The organism is Burkholderia seminalis DSM 23518, from assembly GCF_902832885.1.
Taxonomy (GTDB): domain Bacteria; phylum Pseudomonadota; class Gammaproteobacteria; order Burkholderiales; family Burkholderiaceae; genus Burkholderia; species Burkholderia seminalis.
Window position 1 is genome coordinate 406,474 of the sequence record NZ_CADFDK010000002.1, and the last position, 18,034, is coordinate 424,507.

The 18,034-nt window shown below is 68.5% G+C and carries 17 protein-coding genes; 15 read left to right on the plus strand and 2 right to left on the minus strand.

Features of this window, described 5'->3' with window-relative positions:
• Nucleotides 1–12 precede the first annotated feature (12 nt).
• On the minus strand, nucleotides 13–906 hold the full coding sequence (gcvA, locus tag HWX00_RS08300) for a transcriptional regulator GcvA (protein ID WP_069704470.1): 894 nt from the start codon (nucleotides 904–906) through the stop codon (nucleotides 13–15).
• A 134-nt stretch (nucleotides 907–1,040) separates the two neighbouring features.
• On the opposite strand from gcvA, the gene HWX00_RS08305 reads away from it, so the two are divergent.
• Nucleotides 1,041–1,745, plus strand: coding sequence for an SDR family oxidoreductase (locus tag HWX00_RS08305; RefSeq protein WP_034188601.1), 705 nt, complete (start codon nucleotides 1,041–1,043; stop codon nucleotides 1,743–1,745).
• A gap of 201 nt (nucleotides 1,746–1,946) precedes the next feature.
• Complete coding sequence (locus tag HWX00_RS08310; RefSeq protein WP_124670107.1) at nucleotides 1,947–3,224, plus strand: epoxide hydrolase family protein; 1,278 nt, start codon at nucleotides 1,947–1,949, stop codon at nucleotides 3,222–3,224.
• A 53-nt stretch (nucleotides 3,225–3,277) separates the two neighbouring features.
• Here HWX00_RS08310 and HWX00_RS08315 read toward each other — a convergent pair whose 3' ends face one another.
• Entirely contained in the window at nucleotides 3,278–4,663 is a 1,386-nt protein-coding gene (locus HWX00_RS08315; RefSeq protein WP_175027103.1) for an aminotransferase-like domain-containing protein, read from the minus strand.
• A gap of 163 nt (nucleotides 4,664–4,826) precedes the next feature.
• On the opposite strand from HWX00_RS08315, the gene HWX00_RS08320 reads away from it, so the two are divergent.
• The 13 genes from HWX00_RS08320 (at nucleotide 4,827) to HWX00_RS08380 (ending at nucleotide 17,979) form a co-directional block, all read left to right on the plus strand.
• The gene (locus HWX00_RS08320; RefSeq protein ID WP_175027104.1) at nucleotides 4,827–6,113 is read left to right on the plus strand and encodes a hydroxymethylglutaryl-CoA reductase, degradative; all 1,287 of its coding nucleotides are present in this window, start codon (nucleotides 4,827–4,829) and stop codon (nucleotides 6,111–6,113) included.
• Between the two features lie 87 nt (nucleotides 6,114–6,200).
• The gene (locus tag HWX00_RS08325) at nucleotides 6,201–6,698 is read left to right on the plus strand and encodes a hypothetical protein (RefSeq protein WP_034188410.1); all 498 of its coding nucleotides are present in this window, start codon (nucleotides 6,201–6,203) and stop codon (nucleotides 6,696–6,698) included.
• Nucleotides 6,698–8,077: a tripartite tricarboxylate transporter permease gene (locus tag HWX00_RS08330; RefSeq protein ID WP_069704472.1), complete on the plus strand. Its 1,380-nt coding sequence runs from the start codon at nucleotides 6,698–6,700 to the stop codon at nucleotides 8,075–8,077. The genes HWX00_RS08325 and HWX00_RS08330 overlap by 1 nt, the downstream gene beginning before the upstream one ends.
• A 258-nt stretch (nucleotides 8,078–8,335) precedes the next feature.
• Nucleotides 8,336–9,379 (plus strand): alpha/beta fold hydrolase, encoded by a 1,044-nt coding sequence (locus HWX00_RS08335; RefSeq protein WP_124670105.1) that lies wholly within the window; start codon nucleotides 8,336–8,338, stop codon nucleotides 9,377–9,379.
• Complete coding sequence (locus tag HWX00_RS08340) at nucleotides 9,379–9,918, plus strand: cytochrome P460 family protein (RefSeq protein WP_175027105.1); 540 nt, start codon at nucleotides 9,379–9,381, stop codon at nucleotides 9,916–9,918. The genes HWX00_RS08335 and HWX00_RS08340 overlap by 1 nt, the downstream gene beginning before the upstream one ends.
• Nucleotides 9,919–10,204: 286 nt before the next feature.
• Nucleotides 10,205–10,531, plus strand: coding sequence for a DUF4148 domain-containing protein (locus HWX00_RS08345; RefSeq protein WP_175027106.1), 327 nt, complete (start codon nucleotides 10,205–10,207; stop codon nucleotides 10,529–10,531).
• Nucleotides 10,532–10,615: 84 nt separating this feature from the next.
• Entirely contained in the window at nucleotides 10,616–11,407 is a 792-nt protein-coding gene (locus HWX00_RS08350; RefSeq protein WP_034188599.1) for an alpha/beta fold hydrolase, read from the plus strand.
• 76 nt (nucleotides 11,408–11,483) lie between these two features.
• Complete coding sequence (locus HWX00_RS08355) at nucleotides 11,484–12,884, plus strand: amidase family protein (RefSeq protein WP_124670103.1); 1,401 nt, start codon at nucleotides 11,484–11,486, stop codon at nucleotides 12,882–12,884.
• Nucleotides 12,885–13,262: 378 nt separating this feature from the next.
• Nucleotides 13,263–13,733 (plus strand): rhodanese-like domain-containing protein, encoded by a 471-nt coding sequence (locus HWX00_RS08360; protein ID WP_049030959.1) that lies wholly within the window; start codon nucleotides 13,263–13,265, stop codon nucleotides 13,731–13,733.
• Between the two features lie 28 nt (nucleotides 13,734–13,761).
• Nucleotides 13,762–14,703 carry a serine O-acetyltransferase EpsC gene (gene epsC / locus HWX00_RS08365; RefSeq protein ID WP_034188403.1) on the plus strand — a complete coding sequence of 314 codons (942 nt, stop codon included), beginning with the start codon at nucleotides 13,762–13,764 and terminating at the stop codon, nucleotides 14,701–14,703.
• Nucleotides 14,704–14,711: 8 nt separating this feature from the next.
• A complete protein-coding gene (locus HWX00_RS08370) occupies nucleotides 14,712–14,933 on the plus strand; it encodes a helix-turn-helix domain-containing protein (protein ID WP_034188402.1) in 222 nt (73 codons plus the stop codon).
• A gap of 138 nt (nucleotides 14,934–15,071) precedes the next feature.
• Entirely contained in the window at nucleotides 15,072–16,004 is a 933-nt protein-coding gene (locus HWX00_RS08375) for a family 2A encapsulin nanocompartment shell protein (protein WP_034188401.1), read from the plus strand.
• Nucleotides 15,979–17,979: a family 2A encapsulin nanocompartment cargo protein cysteine desulfurase gene (locus tag HWX00_RS08380; RefSeq protein ID WP_175868102.1), complete on the plus strand. Its 2,001-nt coding sequence runs from the start codon at nucleotides 15,979–15,981 to the stop codon at nucleotides 17,977–17,979. Before HWX00_RS08375 ends, HWX00_RS08380 begins: the two co-directional genes overlap by 26 nt.
• Nucleotides 17,980–18,034: the final 55 nt, after the last annotated feature.

Below are 18,034 nucleotides of genomic sequence, written 5' to 3' on the forward strand. Positions count from 1 at the left end.
CATTTAAAGCACTCAAGGCCGCCCGTCCGACGCCGCCTGCCCGGTCATCCACTCGCGCATCACCGCGATCGCATCGTCGTCGCGTCGCTCGGCCGGATACACGAGATAGAACCCCATCGACAGCGGAAACGCGAAATCGAACGGCTTGCACAGCCTGCCGGCCGCGATGTCGCGCTCGACGAGCGGCTCGGTCGCGAGCGCGACGCCCTGGCCGGCGACGGCCGCATCGATCGCGAGCGACGTCTGGTTGAAGCGCAGCCCCTTGTGCGGATCGACGTCGACCGGTTCGGGCAGCGCCGCAAGAAACTCGGGCCACAGGTCGTGCGCGTCATGCAGCAGCACCTGGCCGAGGAGCGCACGCGGCGAAGCCGGCGCAGCGAGCAGCGCCGGGCTGCACACGGCGCACACGTCGAGCGGAAACAGCGCATGCGCGACGAGATGCTTGCCGAACGGCGGCTTGCCGTAGCGGATCGCGAGATCGACGCCGTCGTGGCGGAACGTCGCGATCTGCGGGTCGGCGATCACGCGCACGTCGTAGTCGGGATGGGCCTCGGTGAACCGCGCGAGCCGCGGGATCAGCCACTTCGACGCGAACGACGGCGTCGTGCTGATCGTCAGCGCGGCACGCCGCTTCACGAGCTTGTCGGTCGCGTCGGCGATCGCGTGCAGCGCGCGCTGCACGTCGGAGAAATACGCGGCGCCGTCGTGAGTGAGCGCGAGGCCACGCGGCAGGCGCTCGAACAGCTTCAGGCCGAGCACGTCCTCGAGGTGGCGCACCTGCTGCGCGACGGCGCCCTGCGTGACGCCGATCTCGTCGGCCGCAGCGCGGAAATTGAGGTGCCGCGCGGATACCTCGAACGCGCGAAGCGCATTCAGCGGCGGCAGTCGGGAAGGGCGTGGCGGCATCGTCAGGCTGTAGAAAAACTATCGGCTGGCGGCAGAAATACTGGTTCGACAGTCGGATTCGATGCGCCTACATTACCACCATGGCGGGCCGAACGGCGGCTGCGCGGCAACGGAATCGGAACGAGGAGCAAATCGTGACTGTAGAAAAAGTGGCGTTGATCACGGCGGCAGGCAAGGGCATGGGCGCGGCGATCGCGCGCGAACTGGCGGCGACGGGCTATCGCGTCGCGCTGATGTCGCCGTCGGGCAGCGCGGTGGCGCTCGGCGAGGAACTCGGCGGCTTCGGCATCCAGGGCTCGGTGACGGAAGAAGCCGATATCGACCGGCTCGTGCAGGAAACGGTTGCCCGCTACGGCCGGATCGACGCGGTCGTGAACAACACCGGCCATCCGCCGAAAGGCGACCTGCTGGCGATCACCGACGACAACTGGCATGCGGGGCTCGACCTGATCCTGCTGAACGTGGTGCGCGTGATGCGCCGCGTGACGCCGATCTTCCAGAAGCAGGGCGGCGGCGCGGTGGTCAACATCTCGAGCTTCGCGGCGGATGCGCCCGAGCAGCCGATGCCGGTGTCGTCGGCGCTGCGCGCGGCGCTGAGCGCGTGGACGCGGCTGTACGCGGAACGCTATGCGGCCGAGAACATCCGGATGAACGCGGTGCTGCCGGGCTTCATCGACAGCTGGCCGGAAACGCCGGAGATCGTCGCACGCATTCCGGCCGGCCGCTTCGGCAAGACCGGCGAGATCGCGAAGACGGTCGCGTTCCTGCTGTCGGACGGCGCGGGCTACATCACCGGGCAGAACATTCGCGTCGACGGCGCGATCGTCAAGGCGCTCTAAGCGTTGCACGAAGAGCGGGCGGCGGCGCGGGCCGCTCGCCATGCAGCGACTACAAACGCGTACAAATCAGACAAATCCGGGATACATCAGACCTTTCAAATGGGCGACGCCGTGTGATGAGGGCGCGCCGGATCGAAAGCCTGGGCGCGATCCCGCGCGCGGCATGTTCACTTTCCACTTCACGAAAGGAGATGCCGAACGATGTCTTCCACACCGTTTTCCCCGCTGCGTCGCCACCTGCTGGCCACTTCCGTGGCCGCCGGCGTCTCGGCGATGCTGCCCACCGCGCTGCATGCCGCAACCGGCGCGAGCGGCGTACGCCCGTTCACCGCGCACATTCCCGACGAAACCGTGGCCGACCTGCGCCGCCGCATTGCCGCGACACGCTGGCCGGGCCGCGAGACCGTCGCCGACGAATCGCAGGGCGTGCGGCTCGCGCGCATGCAGGCGCTGTTGCGCTACTGGGGCACCGATTACGACTGGCGCAAGGGCGAGGCGCGCCTGAACGGTTTCCCGATGTTCATCACGGAAATCGACGGGCTCGACATTCATTTCATCCACGTACGCTCGCGGCACGAGAACGCGATGCCGATGATCATGACGCACGGCTGGCCGGGTTCGATCTTCGAGCTGCTGAAGGCGATCGGCCCGCTGACCGACCCGACCGCGCACGGCGCGAGCGCCGACGATGCGTTCCACGTCGTCGTGCCGTCATTGCCGGGCTTCGGCTTCTCGGGCCGGCCGACGAAAACCGGCTGGGGCTCCGATCACATCGCGCGGGCATGGGGCGAACTGATGGCGCGGCTCGGTTATACGCGCTTCGTGTCGCAGGGCGGCGACTGCGGCTCGGTGATCTCGCACCGGATGGCGATGCAGCGCGTGCAGGGGCTGGCCGGGATTCACGTGAACATGCCGGCGACGGTGCCGCCGGATATCGCGACGCTGCTCGCGACCGATGCGCCCGCGCCGGCTTCGCTGTCGCCGAAGGAGCGGGCCGCGTACGAGCAGCTCGCGACGTTCTATCGCGACAACTGCGGCTACTCGGCGATGATGGTCACGCGTCCGCAGACGGTCGGTTATGCGCTCGCGGATTCGCCGTCCGGGCAGGCTGCGTGGATGTACGACAAAATTTCGCAATGGACATACAGCGGCGGCGTGCCCGAACGCTCGATCCCGCGCGACGAGATTCTCGACGACATTTCGTTGTACTGGCTGACGAACACGGCGACGTCGGCCGCGCAGATCTACTGGGAGGATCACTCGAACAACTTCAACGCGGTGGATATCTCGTTGCCGGCCGCGATCACGGTGTTTCCGGGCGAGATCTACCAGGCGCCGCGCAGTTGGGCCGAGCGCAGTTATCACAACCTGATCTACTTCAACGAAGTCGACAAGGGCGGGCACTTCGCGGCATGGGAGGAGCCGGAGTTGTTTGCGCGTGAAGTGCGGGCCGGGTTCCGGCCGTTGCGGCGCGGGTAAGCGGGGTTGCACGACGAATGCGGGCCGGGCGGTGGTGCGGCCCGCATTCGTTTTCAGGCAACCGCCTGCAAGGCCTGCGCAAACCGCTTGTCCGCCAGATACGCAACGTTAAAGCGGCAATACTTCGACGGGCGATCGGCCTGCGGCGAAAACACCGCACCGGGCGCGAGGATCACGCCGCGCGCCAGCATCGCCTGCGCGAGCTGCATCGAATCGGGCCAGCCGGGCAGCGCGGCCCACAGATACAGGCTCTGGTCGCAGGACCGATAGACCTCCGCGCCAAGACGCCCGAGCGCATCGAGCGCGTTGCCGGTCGCGCGTCGCAGCTTCTCCTGAAGGTGATTCGTATGCCTGAGAAAGTGCCCGTCGCTGACGATCGCGTCGAGCGTGCGTTCGCAGTACTCGGAGCTGCTGACATGCGTCAGCATCTTCACGTCGGCCAGGTCGCTCGCAAGCGCCGCATTGCACGCAAGGAACCCGACACGCAGCGCAGCCGACACCGATTTCGAGAAACTGCCGATATAGATGGTCCGGCGCAGCTGGTCGAGCGTCGCGATGCGCGTGAGCGAGCGCGGCCGCAGGTCGGCGAGCGCGTCGTCCTCGACGATGATCAGGTCGTGCGTATCGGCGAGTTGCAGAATGCGGTGCGCCTTGGCCGCGCTCGTATCGGTCGCGGTCGGGTTGTGGCCGACCGATTGCGTGAAGAACAGCTTCGGCCGGTGCGTCGCGACAAGTTCGGCCAGCTTCGCGACATCGGGGCCGTCGATCTCGCGCGGCACGCCGACGATGTTCGCGCCGCTCAGCTTCAGCTTGCCGAACAGCGGGTAGTAGCCGGGGTCGTCGACGAGCACGGTGTCGCCCGGGCGCACGAAGTAGCGCAGCACGAGATCCATCGCCTGGTTCGCGCCGTGCGTCAGCACGATCTGCGCGGGCGGTGCCTCGATTTCGTAGCCGGCGAGCTTCTGCTGCAGCGACTGGCGCAGCGGCAGGTAGCCGAAGCGGCTGCCGTAGCGGAACAGCGACGCCGCGCTCGTGCGCATGATGCGCTGCTGGTACTGGTTCAGCCGTGTTTCCTCGAGCCATTCGATCGGCGGGAAGCCTTCGCCGAGATTGAGCACATCGGGCTTCACGTGCAACTGCTCGCGCATCAGCCACACGATGTCCATCGCGCGGTCGAGCGAGCTCGGTTCGTCGATGTCGGGCGCGGCTGCCGCGCGACGCGTCACGAAGAAGCCCGAGCCGCGGCGCGGCTCGATCAGGCCGTCGGCCGCGAGCATCTCGAATGCACTGATCACCGTGTTCTTCGAGCAGCCGGATGCCTCGGCGTATTCCCTGATGGAGGGCAGTTTCGCGCCGGCCGGCAACACGCCTTCCTCGATCTGTCTGGCGAGATTGTCCGCCATCGCGCCAGACAGGCTGGCTCTTGCACGCTGTTTCATCGGCATGTTCCGTCGGGCCGGCCCACTGTCATGGGTACGGTTGGGTGACTGTCTGCGTCGTCTGTACCTTTTCAAAGGGTACAGCGTGACTATTATTCGGCTATCCGATGCCCGCCGCAAGCACCGACGGGCAATACCGCCACCCCGAGACAACCGACCCGTCATGCCCATCGATTCCGCCTTGCCGAACTTCCGCGCGCTCACGCCCGAGCAACGCCTGTCCCACCTGTCCCGCGCCGTCGGGCTCGACGATGCCGAGCATGCGCTGCTCGCGAAGCCGGGCGCGCTGCCGCTCGAGGTCGCCAACGGGATGATCGAGAACGTAATCGGCACGTTCGAGCTGCCGATGGCCGTGGCCGGCTACTTCCGGATCAACGACCGCGACGTGATCGTGCCGATGGCCGTCGAGGAGCCGTCGATCGTGGCGGCCGCATCGTATATGGCGAAGCTCGCGCGCGCGGCCGGCGGCTTCCGCACGTCGAGCAGCGGCCCGCTGATGCGCGCGCAGGTCCAGGTGATCGGCGTCGACGATCCGTACGGCGCGCGGCTCGCGATCCTGCGGCATGCGGCCGAACTGGTCGCACTCGCGAACAGCCGCGACAAGGTGCTCGTCGGCCTCGGCGGCGGCTGCCGCGACATCGAGGTTCACGTGTTTCCCGACACGCCGCGCGGCGCGATGATCGTCGCGCACCTGATCGTCGACGTGCGCGACGCGATGGGGGCGAACACGGTCAATACGATGGCCGAAACGGTCGCGACGCGCATCGAGGCGATTACCGGGGGCCAGGTACGGTTGCGGATACTGTCCAACCTCGCGGATCTCCGGCTGGCCCGTGCGGAGGTACGGTACGAGGCCGCCACGCTCGCGACCGACGCCTATTCCGGTGAAGACGTCATCGATCGCGTGATCGACGCCTACGTGTTCGCGGCGACCGACCCGTACCGCGCGGCGACACACAACAAGGGCATCATGAACGGCATCGACCCGGTCGTGGTCGCGACCGGCAACGACTGGCGCGCGGTCGAAGCCGGCGCGCATGCGTATGCGAGCCGCAGTGGCCGCTATACGTCGCTGACGACGTGGGAGAAGGCCGCGAACGGCGACCTCGTCGGCACGATCGAGATGCCGATGCCGGTCGGACTGGTCGGCGGCGCGACGAAGACGCATCCGCTCGCGCGTCTCGCGCTGAAGATCATGAACGTGACTTCCGCGCAGGAACTCGGTGAAATTGCGGTGGCGGTCGGGCTTGCGCAGAATCTCGGCGCGCTGCGCGCGCTCGCGACCGAAGGCATCCAGCGCGGCCACATGGCGCTGCATGCCCGCAACATCGCGGTCGCGGCCGGCGCGACCGGCGCCGACATCGACCGGATCGCGCAGCAGATGGTCGCGGCGAAAGACGTGCGCACCGACTTCGCGGTCGAATTGCTCGCGGGCCGCCGCGGCGGCTGACGCGCGGACTGCACGCCGCGTCACGCACGCGGCGTGCGGCGCGCCACGCCGGCCAGGCCGGCGACATATCAATCCAGGAGGAGACACATGGAACAGACCGGTTCAAGCGCGCTCGCACGCGCGCCGCATCGTGCCGGGCCGTTGGCCGGTGCCGATGCGTCGGCCGCGACGCTCGTCGAGGTATGGGGCGACACGGTGGCGACGAAACATCTCGCGTGGTCGGTGCTGCTCGGCATCGCGATCAGCCTCGGAGCGTTCGAGATCGGCCGCGTCGTGCTCGCGTCGTTCGTCCACGACGTGGCGATCGCACGCGCTTACGCGATGCTGATCGGCCTCGGCGGCTGCCTGCTGGCCGGCACGATCTGCGCGGTGCTGTTCAAGCCGAAGCGCACGGTGATCGAACATGCGGCCGGCGGCGCCGAGCGTGACGCGGCATTGCGGCAGCTCGCCGAAGCGTCGGGCGGCCTGGGTTCGGCGAGCGACCTGTCGGCCAGCGCGCGTGCCGAGATGGAGGAACTCGGGCTGCTCGACCTGTTCGCGTCGTACGACGCGTCGTCCGGGCGCGCCCGCGCGGGAGGCCGCTGATGGACGCGCTGCTGCATGCATTGCCGGCCGCGTTCGCGATGGGGCTGCTCGGCGCGATCGTGTTCTCCGCCATCGGGCTGATCTCCGGCACCGACGAAACGACGACGATCGCGCCGCTCACGTTGCTCGTCGCACTGCTCGGCGTCCCGCCGGCCGGCGTGTTCACGTTCTTTCTCGCGGGCGCGGTGGCCAAGCACATCACGCATTCGATCCCGACCGCGCTGCTCGGCATTCCCGGCGACACGATGGCCGCGCCGCTGCTGCAGCAGGCGACGCTGTTGCGCGCGCTGGGCGTGCCGCATATCGCGCTGCGCAAGATGATTTCCGGCGCGATCGTCGCCGCGTTCGTCGCGCTGCCGCTCGCGGTGCTGTTCGCGTCGCTGCTCGCGCCGTTCGGCGCGGCGATCGCCAAGGCCGCGCCGTGGGTGTTCCTCGCGGCGGCCATCGGCATCGCGTACTTTTCCGCGGGGCGCTGGGCGTCGGTGCTGCTGCTCGTGCCGTTCGTGATGCTGGTGGTCGGGCTGCAGGCGCTGACCGGTCGTTACGGCGTGAAGCTGAGCGTCAGCTACTTTCTCGGGATCGCGATCGGGCCGCTCGTGGCCGACCTGTTCTCGATCCTGTCGCCGGCCGAGCGGCGGCGCATGCGCCGCGACGGGCCGTCGACGTTCGTGCTCGCGCCCGACGTGAAAAGCTGGCGCGGCTATTTCCCGAATCCGCTGAAGGTGCTCGACCGCGAGCAGGTCGCGTGGACGGTCGGCACGGCCGCGGTATCGAGCGCGACGTTCGTGTTCAGCCCGGTCGCGATGACGGTGCTGATGGGCGAGGTCGTCGGCGCGCGCGTGCGTCATGCGTACCAGCGGCTGACGACGGTGATCGCCGCGCGCAACGGCGTGACGGAGGCGACCTACATCGCCGAGGCGCTGATTCCGCTGATCGCGTTCGGGCTGCCGCTGAGCCCGGTGGCGGCCGGCCCGGCCGCGCCGCTGTTCAACGCGCCGCCGCGCTTCACGGTCGACGCGGCGAGCGGGCAGATCCACAACCTGCATACGTTGATGAGCTGGCCCGAGTTTCTCGGCTACGGGCTGCTGTCGATCCTGCTGGCCGCGCTGATCGCGTATCCGCTCGCGATGCACCACGCGCACCGCGCGGCATCGTTCGTCGCGCGCAAGCTGAGTCACGAAGCGATCATCGCGACCTTCGCGGGGCTGATCGTCGTGATCGGCGTGTGGGAAGGGCAGTTGCTGGGGCTGGCGGTGATCGTGACGATCGGCCTGTTCGGCGGGATGCTGTCGCGCCTGTTCGCGTTCAACACGGGCGTGCAGTTCATGGGCTACTACGTCGCGGTGCTCAGCGTGCCGGCGATCGCCAGACTGTTCTGACGTACCGCCACACGGTGGCCGCGTGTGCCGCGCGGTCGCCCGAAAGCGTCGTTTCTCGCGCGATTTTTGAATCGCTGTGTGTCGGGTTCGCACGCGGATACGTTGGGATACAAAGCCTCCGGAGGGTTCGGATATAAAACCGGTGAAGCGATTCACACGGCGGCGCGGTGCCATGCGCCGCCGCTGCGAACGGCGACACCTGATTGCCCGCCTGTGCCGCGGGCCTCTTCCTTAGCGATCGACAATGGAGAACGAGTCATGCCCGATACCGTGAACACCCGCCGCCGCCTGATCCTGGGCTCGACGCTGGCGAGCCTGAGCCTGGCCGACCTCGGCTTCAGCGCGCTCGCGCATGCGCAGTCGGCGCCCGATGCACCGGCTGCGAAGCGCCCGGCCGGCGTCGCGTCGCTGGGCACGATCCACCAGATCGACGCGGGCGTGCTCAACGTCGGATATGCGGACCTCGGACCGAGGAACGGCCCCGTCGTGTTCCTGCTGCACGGCTGGCCGTACGACATCTACAGCTATGCGGACGTCGCGCCGCTGCTCGTCAAGGCCGGCTATCGCGTGATCGTGCCGTACCTGCGCGGCTACGGCTCGACGACGTTCCGCTCGGCCGACACGGTGCGCAACGGTCAGCAGGCCGTGACGGCCGTCGACATCGTCGCGCTGATGGATGCGTTGAAGATCGACAGCGCGGTATTCGGCGGCTACGACTGGGGCGCGCGCACGGCCGACATCATCGCGGCGCTGTGGCCGCAGCGCGTGAAGGCGCTCGTGTCGGTGAGCGGCTACCTGATCGGCAGCCAGGAGGCGAACCGCAAGCCGCTGCCGCCGCAGGCCGAATTCCAGTGGTGGTATCAGTTCTATTTCACGACCGAGCGCGGCGAGCTCGGTTATGCGGCGAATCGCGACGCGTTCAACAAGCTGATCTGGCAACTCGCGTCGCCGAAGTGGAAGTTTTCCGACGAGACGTATGCACGCACGGCCGCGTCGTTCCAGAACCCCGATCACGTGGCCGTCGTGATCCACAACTATCGCTGGCGCCTCGGGCTGGCGAAGGGCGAGGCGCAGTACGACGACATCGAGCGGCGCCTGGCGGCCGGGCCGGCGATCACGGTGCCGACGATCACGATGGAAGGCGACGCGAACGGCGCACCGCATCCGGAACCGGCCGCCTACGCGAAGAAGTTCACCGGCAAGTACCAGCACCGGACGATCTCCGGCGGCATCGGCCACAACCTGCCGCAGGAAGCGCCGCAGGCGTTCGCCGATGCGATCCTGCAAGTGGAGCATCTGTGATGCGGGCACGCGTGAGGGTGTGGCGGCGCGGCGCGCGCCGTGCGCTCGTCGCGGGCGTACTGCTGGGTGGGGCGCTGTCGGCCGGCGGGCCGGCCGCGTTCGCGGAGGAGCCGAAGCCGGCGGCGGCATCGCCGATCTACGGCGTGACGATCCCGCCCGGCTACCGGAGGTGGGAAATGGTCGCGCCGGCCGAAGAGGCCGCACCGCTCGACGAGTTGCGCGTGGTGCTCGGCAACCCGGTCGCGATCCGCGCGCTCGAACAGGCGACGCTGCCGTTTCCCGACGGCACGATCCTCGTGAAGCTCGCGTACAAGCGCAGGCAGTCCGACGAGTTCGCGCCGGCGACGGTACCCGGCCAGGCGACGACCGTGCAGGTGATGGTGAAGGACGCGCGTCGTTATGCGTCGACGGGCGGCTGGGGCTTCGGGCGCTTCGTCAACGGCGTGCCGGCGGATATCGGCCAGCATCAGACGTGCTTTGCGTGTCACCAGGCGCGGGTGAAGAACCACGATTATGTGTTCACGCGACTCGCGCCCTGACGCGACGCGGCGGTGTGCGTTCGATGGAAAGGCGTGCCTTGCGAGGCACGCCTTTTTTCATGATGCGTGGCGAGCGTGGCGTGGCGGCATGCATCGGCGAGCGGGTTTGTATCGCACTGTATCTGCGGCCATTCCGGAAAAACTGGCATGCAGAAAGCACCGGTTCCGGAAACATTCGGGATACGTGGGCGGGTTCTACTGTCGACATGCAGCAAACGTTCGGTGCCAGACGTTCGCACCGGGCGCCCAATGATCGACACCTCAACTTCCGTCAAGGAGAACCCTCATGAAAGCCGCTCGAATCCTCGCTGTCGCCGTCCTCGCCGTTGCTCCCGCGTTGTCGTTCGCCGATACCGGCCACGGCCTCACGCGTGCCGACGTGCGCGCCGACCTGGTCCGCCTCGAACAGGCCGGCTACAACCCGGCGCGTAGCGAACCGCACTACCCGGAAGACGTCATCGCCGCGCTGCAGGTCGCGCGTTCCGACCAGAACGGCCCGTCGAAGTCGCAAGGCGACAACGTGGCCGATGCGTCGACGTCTGCCGGCCATCGCGACGCGGTGCAATCGCGTGCCGCGCAAAACGCGGCCGACGACCTGTACGCGCATTCGTGACCCGCTGCCGCGCCTGTCGCAAGCAGGCGCGGCCTTCGTTGCAGCACTTCATTTGAACGACACGACAGAGAAAGGAGCATGACGATGGCCGGTTTGATGAAACGCGTTCTGGTGTCCGCCGCGGTGATCGGCGGACTGTCCGGTGCGGTCGCGGCGCAGGCCGCGCCGAAGGAAGACCTGAAGGGCACGAACGTCGTGCTCGTGCACGGCGCGTTCGCCGACGGGTCGAGCTGGAACCGCGTGATTCCGCTGCTCGAGGCGCGCGGTCTGCACGTGGTGTCGGTGCAGAATCCGCTGAGTTCGCTTGCCGACGATGCGGCCGCGACGAAGCGTACGATCGACGAGCAGAAGGGACCGGTCGTGCTGGTCGGCCATTCGTGGGCCGGCGTCGTGATCAGCGAGGCGGGCAACGACGACAAGGTGAAGTCGCTCGTGTACGTCGCGGCGTTCGCGCCCGACAACGGCCAGTCGATCGCCGACGTCACGCAGGGGCTGCCGGCCCCGTCGTGGGCCGGCGAACTGCGCCAGGACGCGGGCGGTTTCGCGCGGCTGTCGGACAAGGCGATCGCGCAGGATTTCGCGCCGGACCTGCCGCCCGCGCAGCAGCGCCTCGTCGCGGCGACGCAGGGGCCCTGGTACGGCGGGTGCATCTCGGAGAAGGTCGCGCAGGCCGCGTGGCATGCGAAGCCGTCGACGTTCGTCGTCGCGACGCAGGACAGGATGATCGATCCGGCACTGCAGGAAACGATGGCGAAGCGGATTGGCGCGACGCTCACGCGCGTGAACGGCAGCCACGTCGCGATGCTGAGCCAGCCGAAGGCCGTGGCCGACGCGATCATTGCGGCGGCCGAACGCGCGAAGCAGGCGGCGCAGTGAGTGAACACGGTGCCGCGCTTTCGCGAGGAAGCGCGGCGCCGCGCGCGTGTGTGATGTCTTTCCATCAGGAGAAGTCATGACCGAACTCTGGCAACTGCCGGCAACCGAACTCGCGAAGCGCGTGCGGCATCGCGACGTGTCCGCGCGTGAAGTGGCCGACGCCGTGCTCGATCGTCTCGATGCGGTGAATCCGGCGATCAACGCCGTGGTCGAACACCGCCCCGACGACGTGCGGCGGCAGGCGGATGACGTCGACCGCGCGATCGCGCGCGGCGACGATCCGGGCCCGCTCGCGGGCGTACCCGTCACCGTGAAGATCAACATCGACCAGGCCGATTTCGCGACGACCAACGGGACGCGCCTGCAGGAACACCTGATCGCGCACGCCGACAGCCCGGTGGTCGCCAACATCCGGAAGGCCGGCGGGGTTCTGCTGGGCCGCACCAATTCGCCGACGTTCGCGCTGCGCTGGTTCACGTCGAATCTCGTGCATGGCCGCACGCGCAATCCGCGCAATCCGTCGTTGACGCCGGGCGGATCGAGCGGCGGCGCGGCGGCTGCGGTGGCCGCCGGGATCGGCCCGCTTGCCCTCGGCACCGACATCGGCGGCTCGGTGCGTTACCCGGCCTATGCGTGCGGCGTCCATGGAATCCGGCCGTCGCTCGGCCGCGTGCCGGCGTTCAATGCGTCGTCGCCGGAGCGTGCGATCGGCGCGCAACTGATGTCGGCGGCGGGGCCGATCGCGCGCACGATCGACGACCTGTCGCTCGCGCTGCGCGCGTTCTCCGCACCCGATCCGCGCGATCCGTGGAGCGTGGCGGCGCCGTTCGACGGGCGCGAGGTGCCGAAGCGTGCGGCGCTGTGCGTGCGGCCGCGCGGCCTGGCGGTCGTGCCCGAAGTGGAGGCCGCGTTGCGCGATGCCGCGCGCCGGCTGGTCGACGCGGGCTGGAGCGTCGACGAGATCGACGAGACCCCGCCGCTGCGCGAGGCCGCGCTGCTGCAGGAACAGCTTTGGCTGGGCGACGGCTTCGATGCGCTGGCGAACGCGGTCGGGCAGGACGGCGATCCGGGCGCGGCCGCGGTGATCGAGGCCGTGCGCGGCAAGGTGCGCGATTTGCCCGCCGACGTGATCGGCCGCGCGCTGGTTCGCCGCACGACGCTGGCGCGGCAATGGCGGCTGTTTCTGGACGCGTACCCGGTATTGCTGCTGCCGGTGTCGTCGGAACTGCCGTTCCCGGACGATCTCGACAGGCAGGGGCCGGACGGCTTCGACCGCGTGTGGGAGGCGCAGCTCACGTTGCGCGCGCTGCCCGCGATGGGGCTGCCGGGGCTGGCCGTCACGACGTCGGTCGTGAACGGCGTGCCGGTGGGCGTGCAGGTGGTCGCCACGCATCATCGCGAGGATCTGTGCCTGCTCGCGGGGCGCGATATCGAAGCGCGCGGTGCGCCGATCGCGCCGGTCGATCCGGTGGCCTGATTGACTTCACTGACGGGCGCATGCGTCGACGAGGTGCGCTGGCCTCGTCGATGCATGGCGCCCCCCATGCCATTCTGGAATCCATGACAGCGCGCCGCATGCCGCGCTGATCGCCTCCCGCCTCCTTTCAATTTCCTTCGATGGCTGACATCGAACGGTCGTCGTCCTGCCTTTCCTGCCCGCCAGCGACCGCGCACGCATAGCGCGCGTCTGCTATTGCATTCCCCGCGGCGCTGATTAGGAAATGAATTTTTATTGGTTCTGCTTCCCCGGCGGCCCTCGCATAGTGGTGCTGACGGCTATAGACAGCACGCAAGCTGCGACGGCCGAATTCCCGGTGTTTTTGTTCATACGAATCAGCGAAAACAAGGAAGTGTCATGACGGTTGAACTGGAAGAACGAACCGCTGCGCAACAGGCGCTCGAAGACGCGCGCACGGCGGCCGCGGCGGCTGGCAAGTCCTATGCGGGCGGCGTGTCGCCGCAAACCGCGTGGGCGCTGTTCTCGGCAGGCGACGCATTGCTGGTGGACGTGCGCACGGCGGAAGAACGGAAATTCGTCGGTCACGTGCCGGAATCGCTGCACGTGCCGTGGGCGACCGGCACGAGCCTGACGCGCAACCCGCGCTTCGTGCGCGAACTGGAAGCGAAGACCGGCAAGGACGCCGTCGTGCTGTTGTTGTGCCGCAGCGGCAACCGCTCGGCCCAGGCGGCCGAGGCCGCGGCGAAGGGCGGTTTCACACAGGTGTTCAATGTGCTCGAAGGGTTCGAGGGCGACCTCGACGAGCGGCAGCAGCGCGGTAGCCAGAACGGTTGGCGCTTCCGCGGCCTGCCGTGGGCGCAGGACTGATTCACGGCCGTTACGGGGAGAAGGCAGCATGGCCGCATTCGACATCGACGACATCGTTCAATCGCTGCAGACGGTGCGCCGCGCATGGCGCGAGAAGCAGCGGCGCTCGCTCGAACCCGGCGGGCGCGACCTGCCGGCGCGCGAGGCGCTCGCGCAGATCATCGGCGCGCTGAAGGGCGTGCTGTTCCCGATGCGGCTCGGGCCGCCCGACCTGCGGCAGGAGAGCGAGAACTTCCACGTGGCCCATGCGCTCGACGCGGCGCTCAATGCGCTACTCGCGCAAGTGACGCTCGAATTGCGCTACGCGGCGCGTCACCGTCATACCGACGGGGCGCCGCCCGACAACATCGACGCGGTCGCGTCCCAAGCCGTGCAGGCCTTTGCCGCGCGGTTGCCCGAGATCCGCCGGCTGCTCGACAGCGACGTGCTGGCGGCCTTTCACGGCGATCCGGCGGCCGGCAGCGTCGACGAGGTGCTGCTGTGCTATCCGGGCATCCTCGCGATGATCCATCACCGGCTCGCGCACGAGCTGTACGGGCTCGGCCTGCCGCTGCTCGCGCGGATCATCGCCGAGCAGGCGCATGCGGAAACGGGCATCGACATTCATCCGGGCGCGCGCATCGGCGCGGGCTTCTTCATCGACCACGGCACGGGCGTCGTGATCGGCGAGACGGCGATCATCGGCGAGCGCGTGCGCGTGTACCAGGCCGTCACGCTCGGCGCGAAGCGCTTCCCGCGCGATGCGGACGGCCATCTGGAGAAAGGGCTCGCGCGCCATCCGATCGTCGAGGACGACGTCGTGATCTATGCCGGTGCGACGATCCTCGGCCGCGTGACGATCGGACGCGGCGCGGTGATCGGCGGCAACGTGTGGCTCACGCAGGACGTGCCGCCCGGCGAAAACGTCACGCAGGCCGTGCTGCGCAGCGAAGCGAACGCCGCGCCGCGCGCGGCGGCGCGCGTCGCCTAGGAGGCGCGATGAGCGACCTCATCCATCACTTCGGCGCCAACGTGCGCAAGCTGCGCGAGGCGCGCACGTGGTCGCAGGAGCAACTGGCCGAGCATGCGGGGCTGAACCGCTCGTACGTCGGCGAGATCGAGCGTGGCGAGGCGATCGCGTCGATCGTCACCGCCGACAAGATCGCGCGCGCATTCGACGTGTCGATCTCCGCGCTGCTGCCGGGCGCGTACGTCACCTGAGGCTGCCTTATTTCGTTTCCCTTTCGGTTGTACGGGACCTGACGGCTATAGCATGTTGAGCCGGCAGGGGCGTGCTTCCGATAATCACCCAGCGTCATAAGCAATCCCGTTTTTCATCTTAAGAACCCGGAGCCACACATGTCGACCGTTGCAAGCGGCGCGGCTGCGCTGAGCGATCACGCCGCCCGCCAACTAGCGAACGCTACCAAGACCGTCCCCCAGCTTTCCACGATCACGCCGCGCTGGCTGACCCATCTGCTGCAATGGGTGCCGGTCGAGGCCGGCATCTACCGGCTGAACCAGGTGAAGAACCCGGAAGCCGTGCGCGCCGCGTGCACGCAGCTCGAGGACGAAAGCGTGCTGCCGCAGACCTTCGTGCCGTACGAGGAACAGCCGCGCGAATACTTCCTGAACGCGGTCAGCACGGTGCTCGACGTGCATACGCGGATCTCCGATCTCTACAGCAGTCCTCACGATCAGATCAAGGAACAGCTGCGCCTGACGATCGAGACGATCAAGGAACTGCAGGAAAGCCAGCTGATCAACAACCCGGACTACGGGCTGCTCGCGAACGTGACCGACGAACAGCGGATTTTCCCGCTGACGGGCGCGCCGACGCCGGACGACCTCGACGAACTGCTGACGAAGGTGTGGAAGGAGCCGGCCTTCTTCCTCACGCACCCGCTCGCGATCGCCGCGTTCGGCCGCGAATGCACGCGGCGCGGCGTGCCGCCGCCGACGGTCAGCCTGTTCGGCTCGCAGTTCCTCACGTGGCGCGGCATTCCGCTGATTCCGTCGGACAAGGTGCCGGTCGCGGACGGCAAGACCAAGATCCTGCTGCTGCGCGTCGGCGACAAGCGCCAGGGCGTCGTCGGCCTGTATCAGCCGGGTGTCGCGGGCGAGCAGGGGCCGGGCCTGTCGGTGCGCTTCATGGGGATCAACAACCAGGCGATCGCGTCGTACCTGATCTCGCTGTATTGCTCGCTCGCGGTCCATTCGCCGGATGCGCTGGCTGTCCTCGATGACGTCGAAATCGGCAAGTTCCATGACTATCCCGACACCTACCGTTAATCCCGGCCTGGCCGGCGGCGACGCGCACGCGCTGCCGCACGCGCCGCTGCCGGCGGGGTTGCCCGACCCGGCGACGCTCGCGCGGCTCGCGTCCGAGTTCTTCGCGACGCCGCCCGGGCAGGCCACCGCGCCCGAGCTGTCGGCCGGCAGCGGCGCGGTCGGCGGCGTGCCGTCGGCGTTGCCGGCGGCCGCGCCGATCCTCGCGTCGGTCAGCAATCCGGTGCCCGGCGGCTCGCCGCTCGCGGGCCCGGGCGGGGCCGGCACCGGCGTGCCGGGGCTCGCGCTGCCGCAGGGCAAGGTGCCCGGCGCGAACCTCGCGCCGTCCGCGCCGACGCACGTGCTGTCGCTCGGCAACCGCGTGCCGGCGCTCGCGCCGCATGCGGCCGCGCAGAACGGGCTGCCCGACAACGCCGTGTCGATCGCGCCCGCGCTCGAACCGCGCGTCGGCGGCGCGGCGCTCGGCGTGCCGCAGGTGAATGCGCCGGCGCCGGAAGGCGCGGCGAAGGCGTCGCCGTACTACTTCACCGACGGTTCGCTGCAGGGCTGGCAGCGGACGCCGCAGGACATCGTCGTGCCGTCGAACGGCCTCGCGTCGCCGGAAGCGTTCGGGCTGCCGGGCGACGACGCTCTGCGCGAACTGCTCGCCGTGCATCGCGACGTGCCGGTGTCGCGTGCATCGGGCGCCGACGTGCCGCGCTACTTCGTCGACGATACGCATGCCGCCGAGCCGCAAGGTAAGTTGTATCGCGGCGCGCACCCGCCGTTCGACGTGAACGCGATCCGCCGCGATTTCCCGATCCTGCAGGAGCGCGTGAACGGCAAGCAGCTCGTCTGGTTCGACAACGCGGCGACGACGCACAAGCCGCAGGCCGTGATCGACCGGCTCGCGTATTTCTACGCACACGAGAACTCGAACATTCACCGCGCGGCGCATGCCCTGGCGGGCCGCGCGACGGATGCGTACGAGCATGCGCGGGAAACGGTGCGGCGCTTCATCGGCGCGTCGTCGTCGGACGAGATCGTGTTCGTGCGCGGCACGACCGAGGCGATCAACCTGATCGCGAAGTCGTGGGGCGTGCAGAACGTCGGCGAGGGCGACGAGATCATCGTGTCGAATCTCGAGCATCACGCGAACATCGTGCCGTGGCAGCAGCTTGCCGCGCTCAAGGGTGCGAAGCTGCGCGTGATTCCGGTCGACGATTCGGGGCAGGTGCTGCTCGACGAATACCGGAAGCTGCTCAACGACCGCACGAAGATCGTGTCGGTCACGCAGGTGTCGAATGCGCTCGGCACGGTCGTGCCGGTGAAGGAGATCGTCGAGCTTGCGCATCGCGCGGGTGCGAAGGCGCTCGTCGACGGCGCGCAGTCGATCTCGCACATGCGCGTCGACGTGCAGGCGCTCGATGCGGATTTCTTCGTGTTCTCCGGGCACAAGATCTACGGGCCGACCGGGATCGGCGTCGTGTACGGCAAGCGCGCGATCCTCGACGACATGCCGCCCTGGCAGGGCGGCGGCAACATGATCGCGGACGTGACGTTCGAGCGCACGGTGTTCCAGCCGCCGCCGAACCGGTTCGAAGCCGGCACCGGCAACATCGCGGATGCGGTGGGGCTCGGCGCCGCGCTCGATTACGTGAACCGCATCGGTATCGAGAACATCGCTCGCTACGAGCACGACCTGCTGGCGTATGCGACGAGCGTGCTCGCGCCGGTACCGGGCGTGCGGCTCGTCGGCACCGCGCGCGACAAGGCGAGCGTGCTGTCGTTCGTGCTGAAGGGCTATGAAACCGAGGAAGTCGGGCAGGCGCTGAACGAAGAGGGCATCGCGGTGCGCTCCGGGCATCACTGCGCGCAGCCGATCCTGCGGCGCTTCGGGCTCGAGGCCACGGTGCGGCCGTCGCTCGCGTTCTACAACACGTGCGACGAGGTCGATGCGCTGGTGCGTGTCGTGAAGCGGCTGGCGACGCGCCGTTGACGGTGATGTCGTTGTTGCCCGCCTGCGGCGGCCCTTGCGGGTCGCCGCAGGCGTT

What these genes read in the sequence shown, in the direction of transcription:
- gcvA (WP_069704470.1), bottom strand. Translation starts at nt 906, where the DNA reads ATGCCGCCACGCCCTTCCCGACTGCCGCCGCTGAATGCGCTTCGCGCG.
- HWX00_RS08310 (WP_124670107.1), top strand. Translation starts at nt 1,947, where the DNA reads ATGTCTTCCACACCGTTTTCCCCGCTGCGTCGCCACCTGCTGGCCACT.
- HWX00_RS08315 (WP_175027103.1), bottom strand. Translation starts at nt 4,663, where the DNA reads ATGAAACAGCGTGCAAGAGCCAGCCTGTCTGGCGCGATGGCGGACAAT.
- HWX00_RS08320 (WP_175027104.1), top strand. Translation starts at nt 4,827, where the DNA reads ATGCCCATCGATTCCGCCTTGCCGAACTTCCGCGCGCTCACGCCCGAG.
- HWX00_RS08325 (WP_034188410.1), top strand. Translation starts at nt 6,201, where the DNA reads ATGGAACAGACCGGTTCAAGCGCGCTCGCACGCGCGCCGCATCGTGCC.
- HWX00_RS08330 (WP_069704472.1), top strand. Translation starts at nt 6,698, where the DNA reads ATGGACGCGCTGCTGCATGCATTGCCGGCCGCGTTCGCGATGGGGCTG.
- HWX00_RS08335 (WP_124670105.1), top strand. Translation starts at nt 8,336, where the DNA reads ATGCCCGATACCGTGAACACCCGCCGCCGCCTGATCCTGGGCTCGACG.
- HWX00_RS08340 (WP_175027105.1), top strand. Translation starts at nt 9,379, where the DNA reads ATGCGGGCACGCGTGAGGGTGTGGCGGCGCGGCGCGCGCCGTGCGCTC.
- HWX00_RS08345 (WP_175027106.1), top strand. Translation starts at nt 10,205, where the DNA reads ATGAAAGCCGCTCGAATCCTCGCTGTCGCCGTCCTCGCCGTTGCTCCC.
- HWX00_RS08350 (WP_034188599.1), top strand. Translation starts at nt 10,616, where the DNA reads ATGGCCGGTTTGATGAAACGCGTTCTGGTGTCCGCCGCGGTGATCGGC.
- HWX00_RS08355 (WP_124670103.1), top strand. Translation starts at nt 11,484, where the DNA reads ATGACCGAACTCTGGCAACTGCCGGCAACCGAACTCGCGAAGCGCGTG.
- HWX00_RS08360 (WP_049030959.1), top strand. Translation starts at nt 13,263, where the DNA reads ATGACGGTTGAACTGGAAGAACGAACCGCTGCGCAACAGGCGCTCGAA.
- epsC (WP_034188403.1), top strand. Translation starts at nt 13,762, where the DNA reads ATGGCCGCATTCGACATCGACGACATCGTTCAATCGCTGCAGACGGTG.
- HWX00_RS08370 (WP_034188402.1), top strand. Translation starts at nt 14,712, where the DNA reads ATGAGCGACCTCATCCATCACTTCGGCGCCAACGTGCGCAAGCTGCGC.
- HWX00_RS08375 (WP_034188401.1), top strand. Translation starts at nt 15,072, where the DNA reads ATGTCGACCGTTGCAAGCGGCGCGGCTGCGCTGAGCGATCACGCCGCC.
- HWX00_RS08380 (WP_175868102.1), top strand. Translation starts at nt 15,979, where the DNA reads ATGACTATCCCGACACCTACCGTTAATCCCGGCCTGGCCGGCGGCGAC.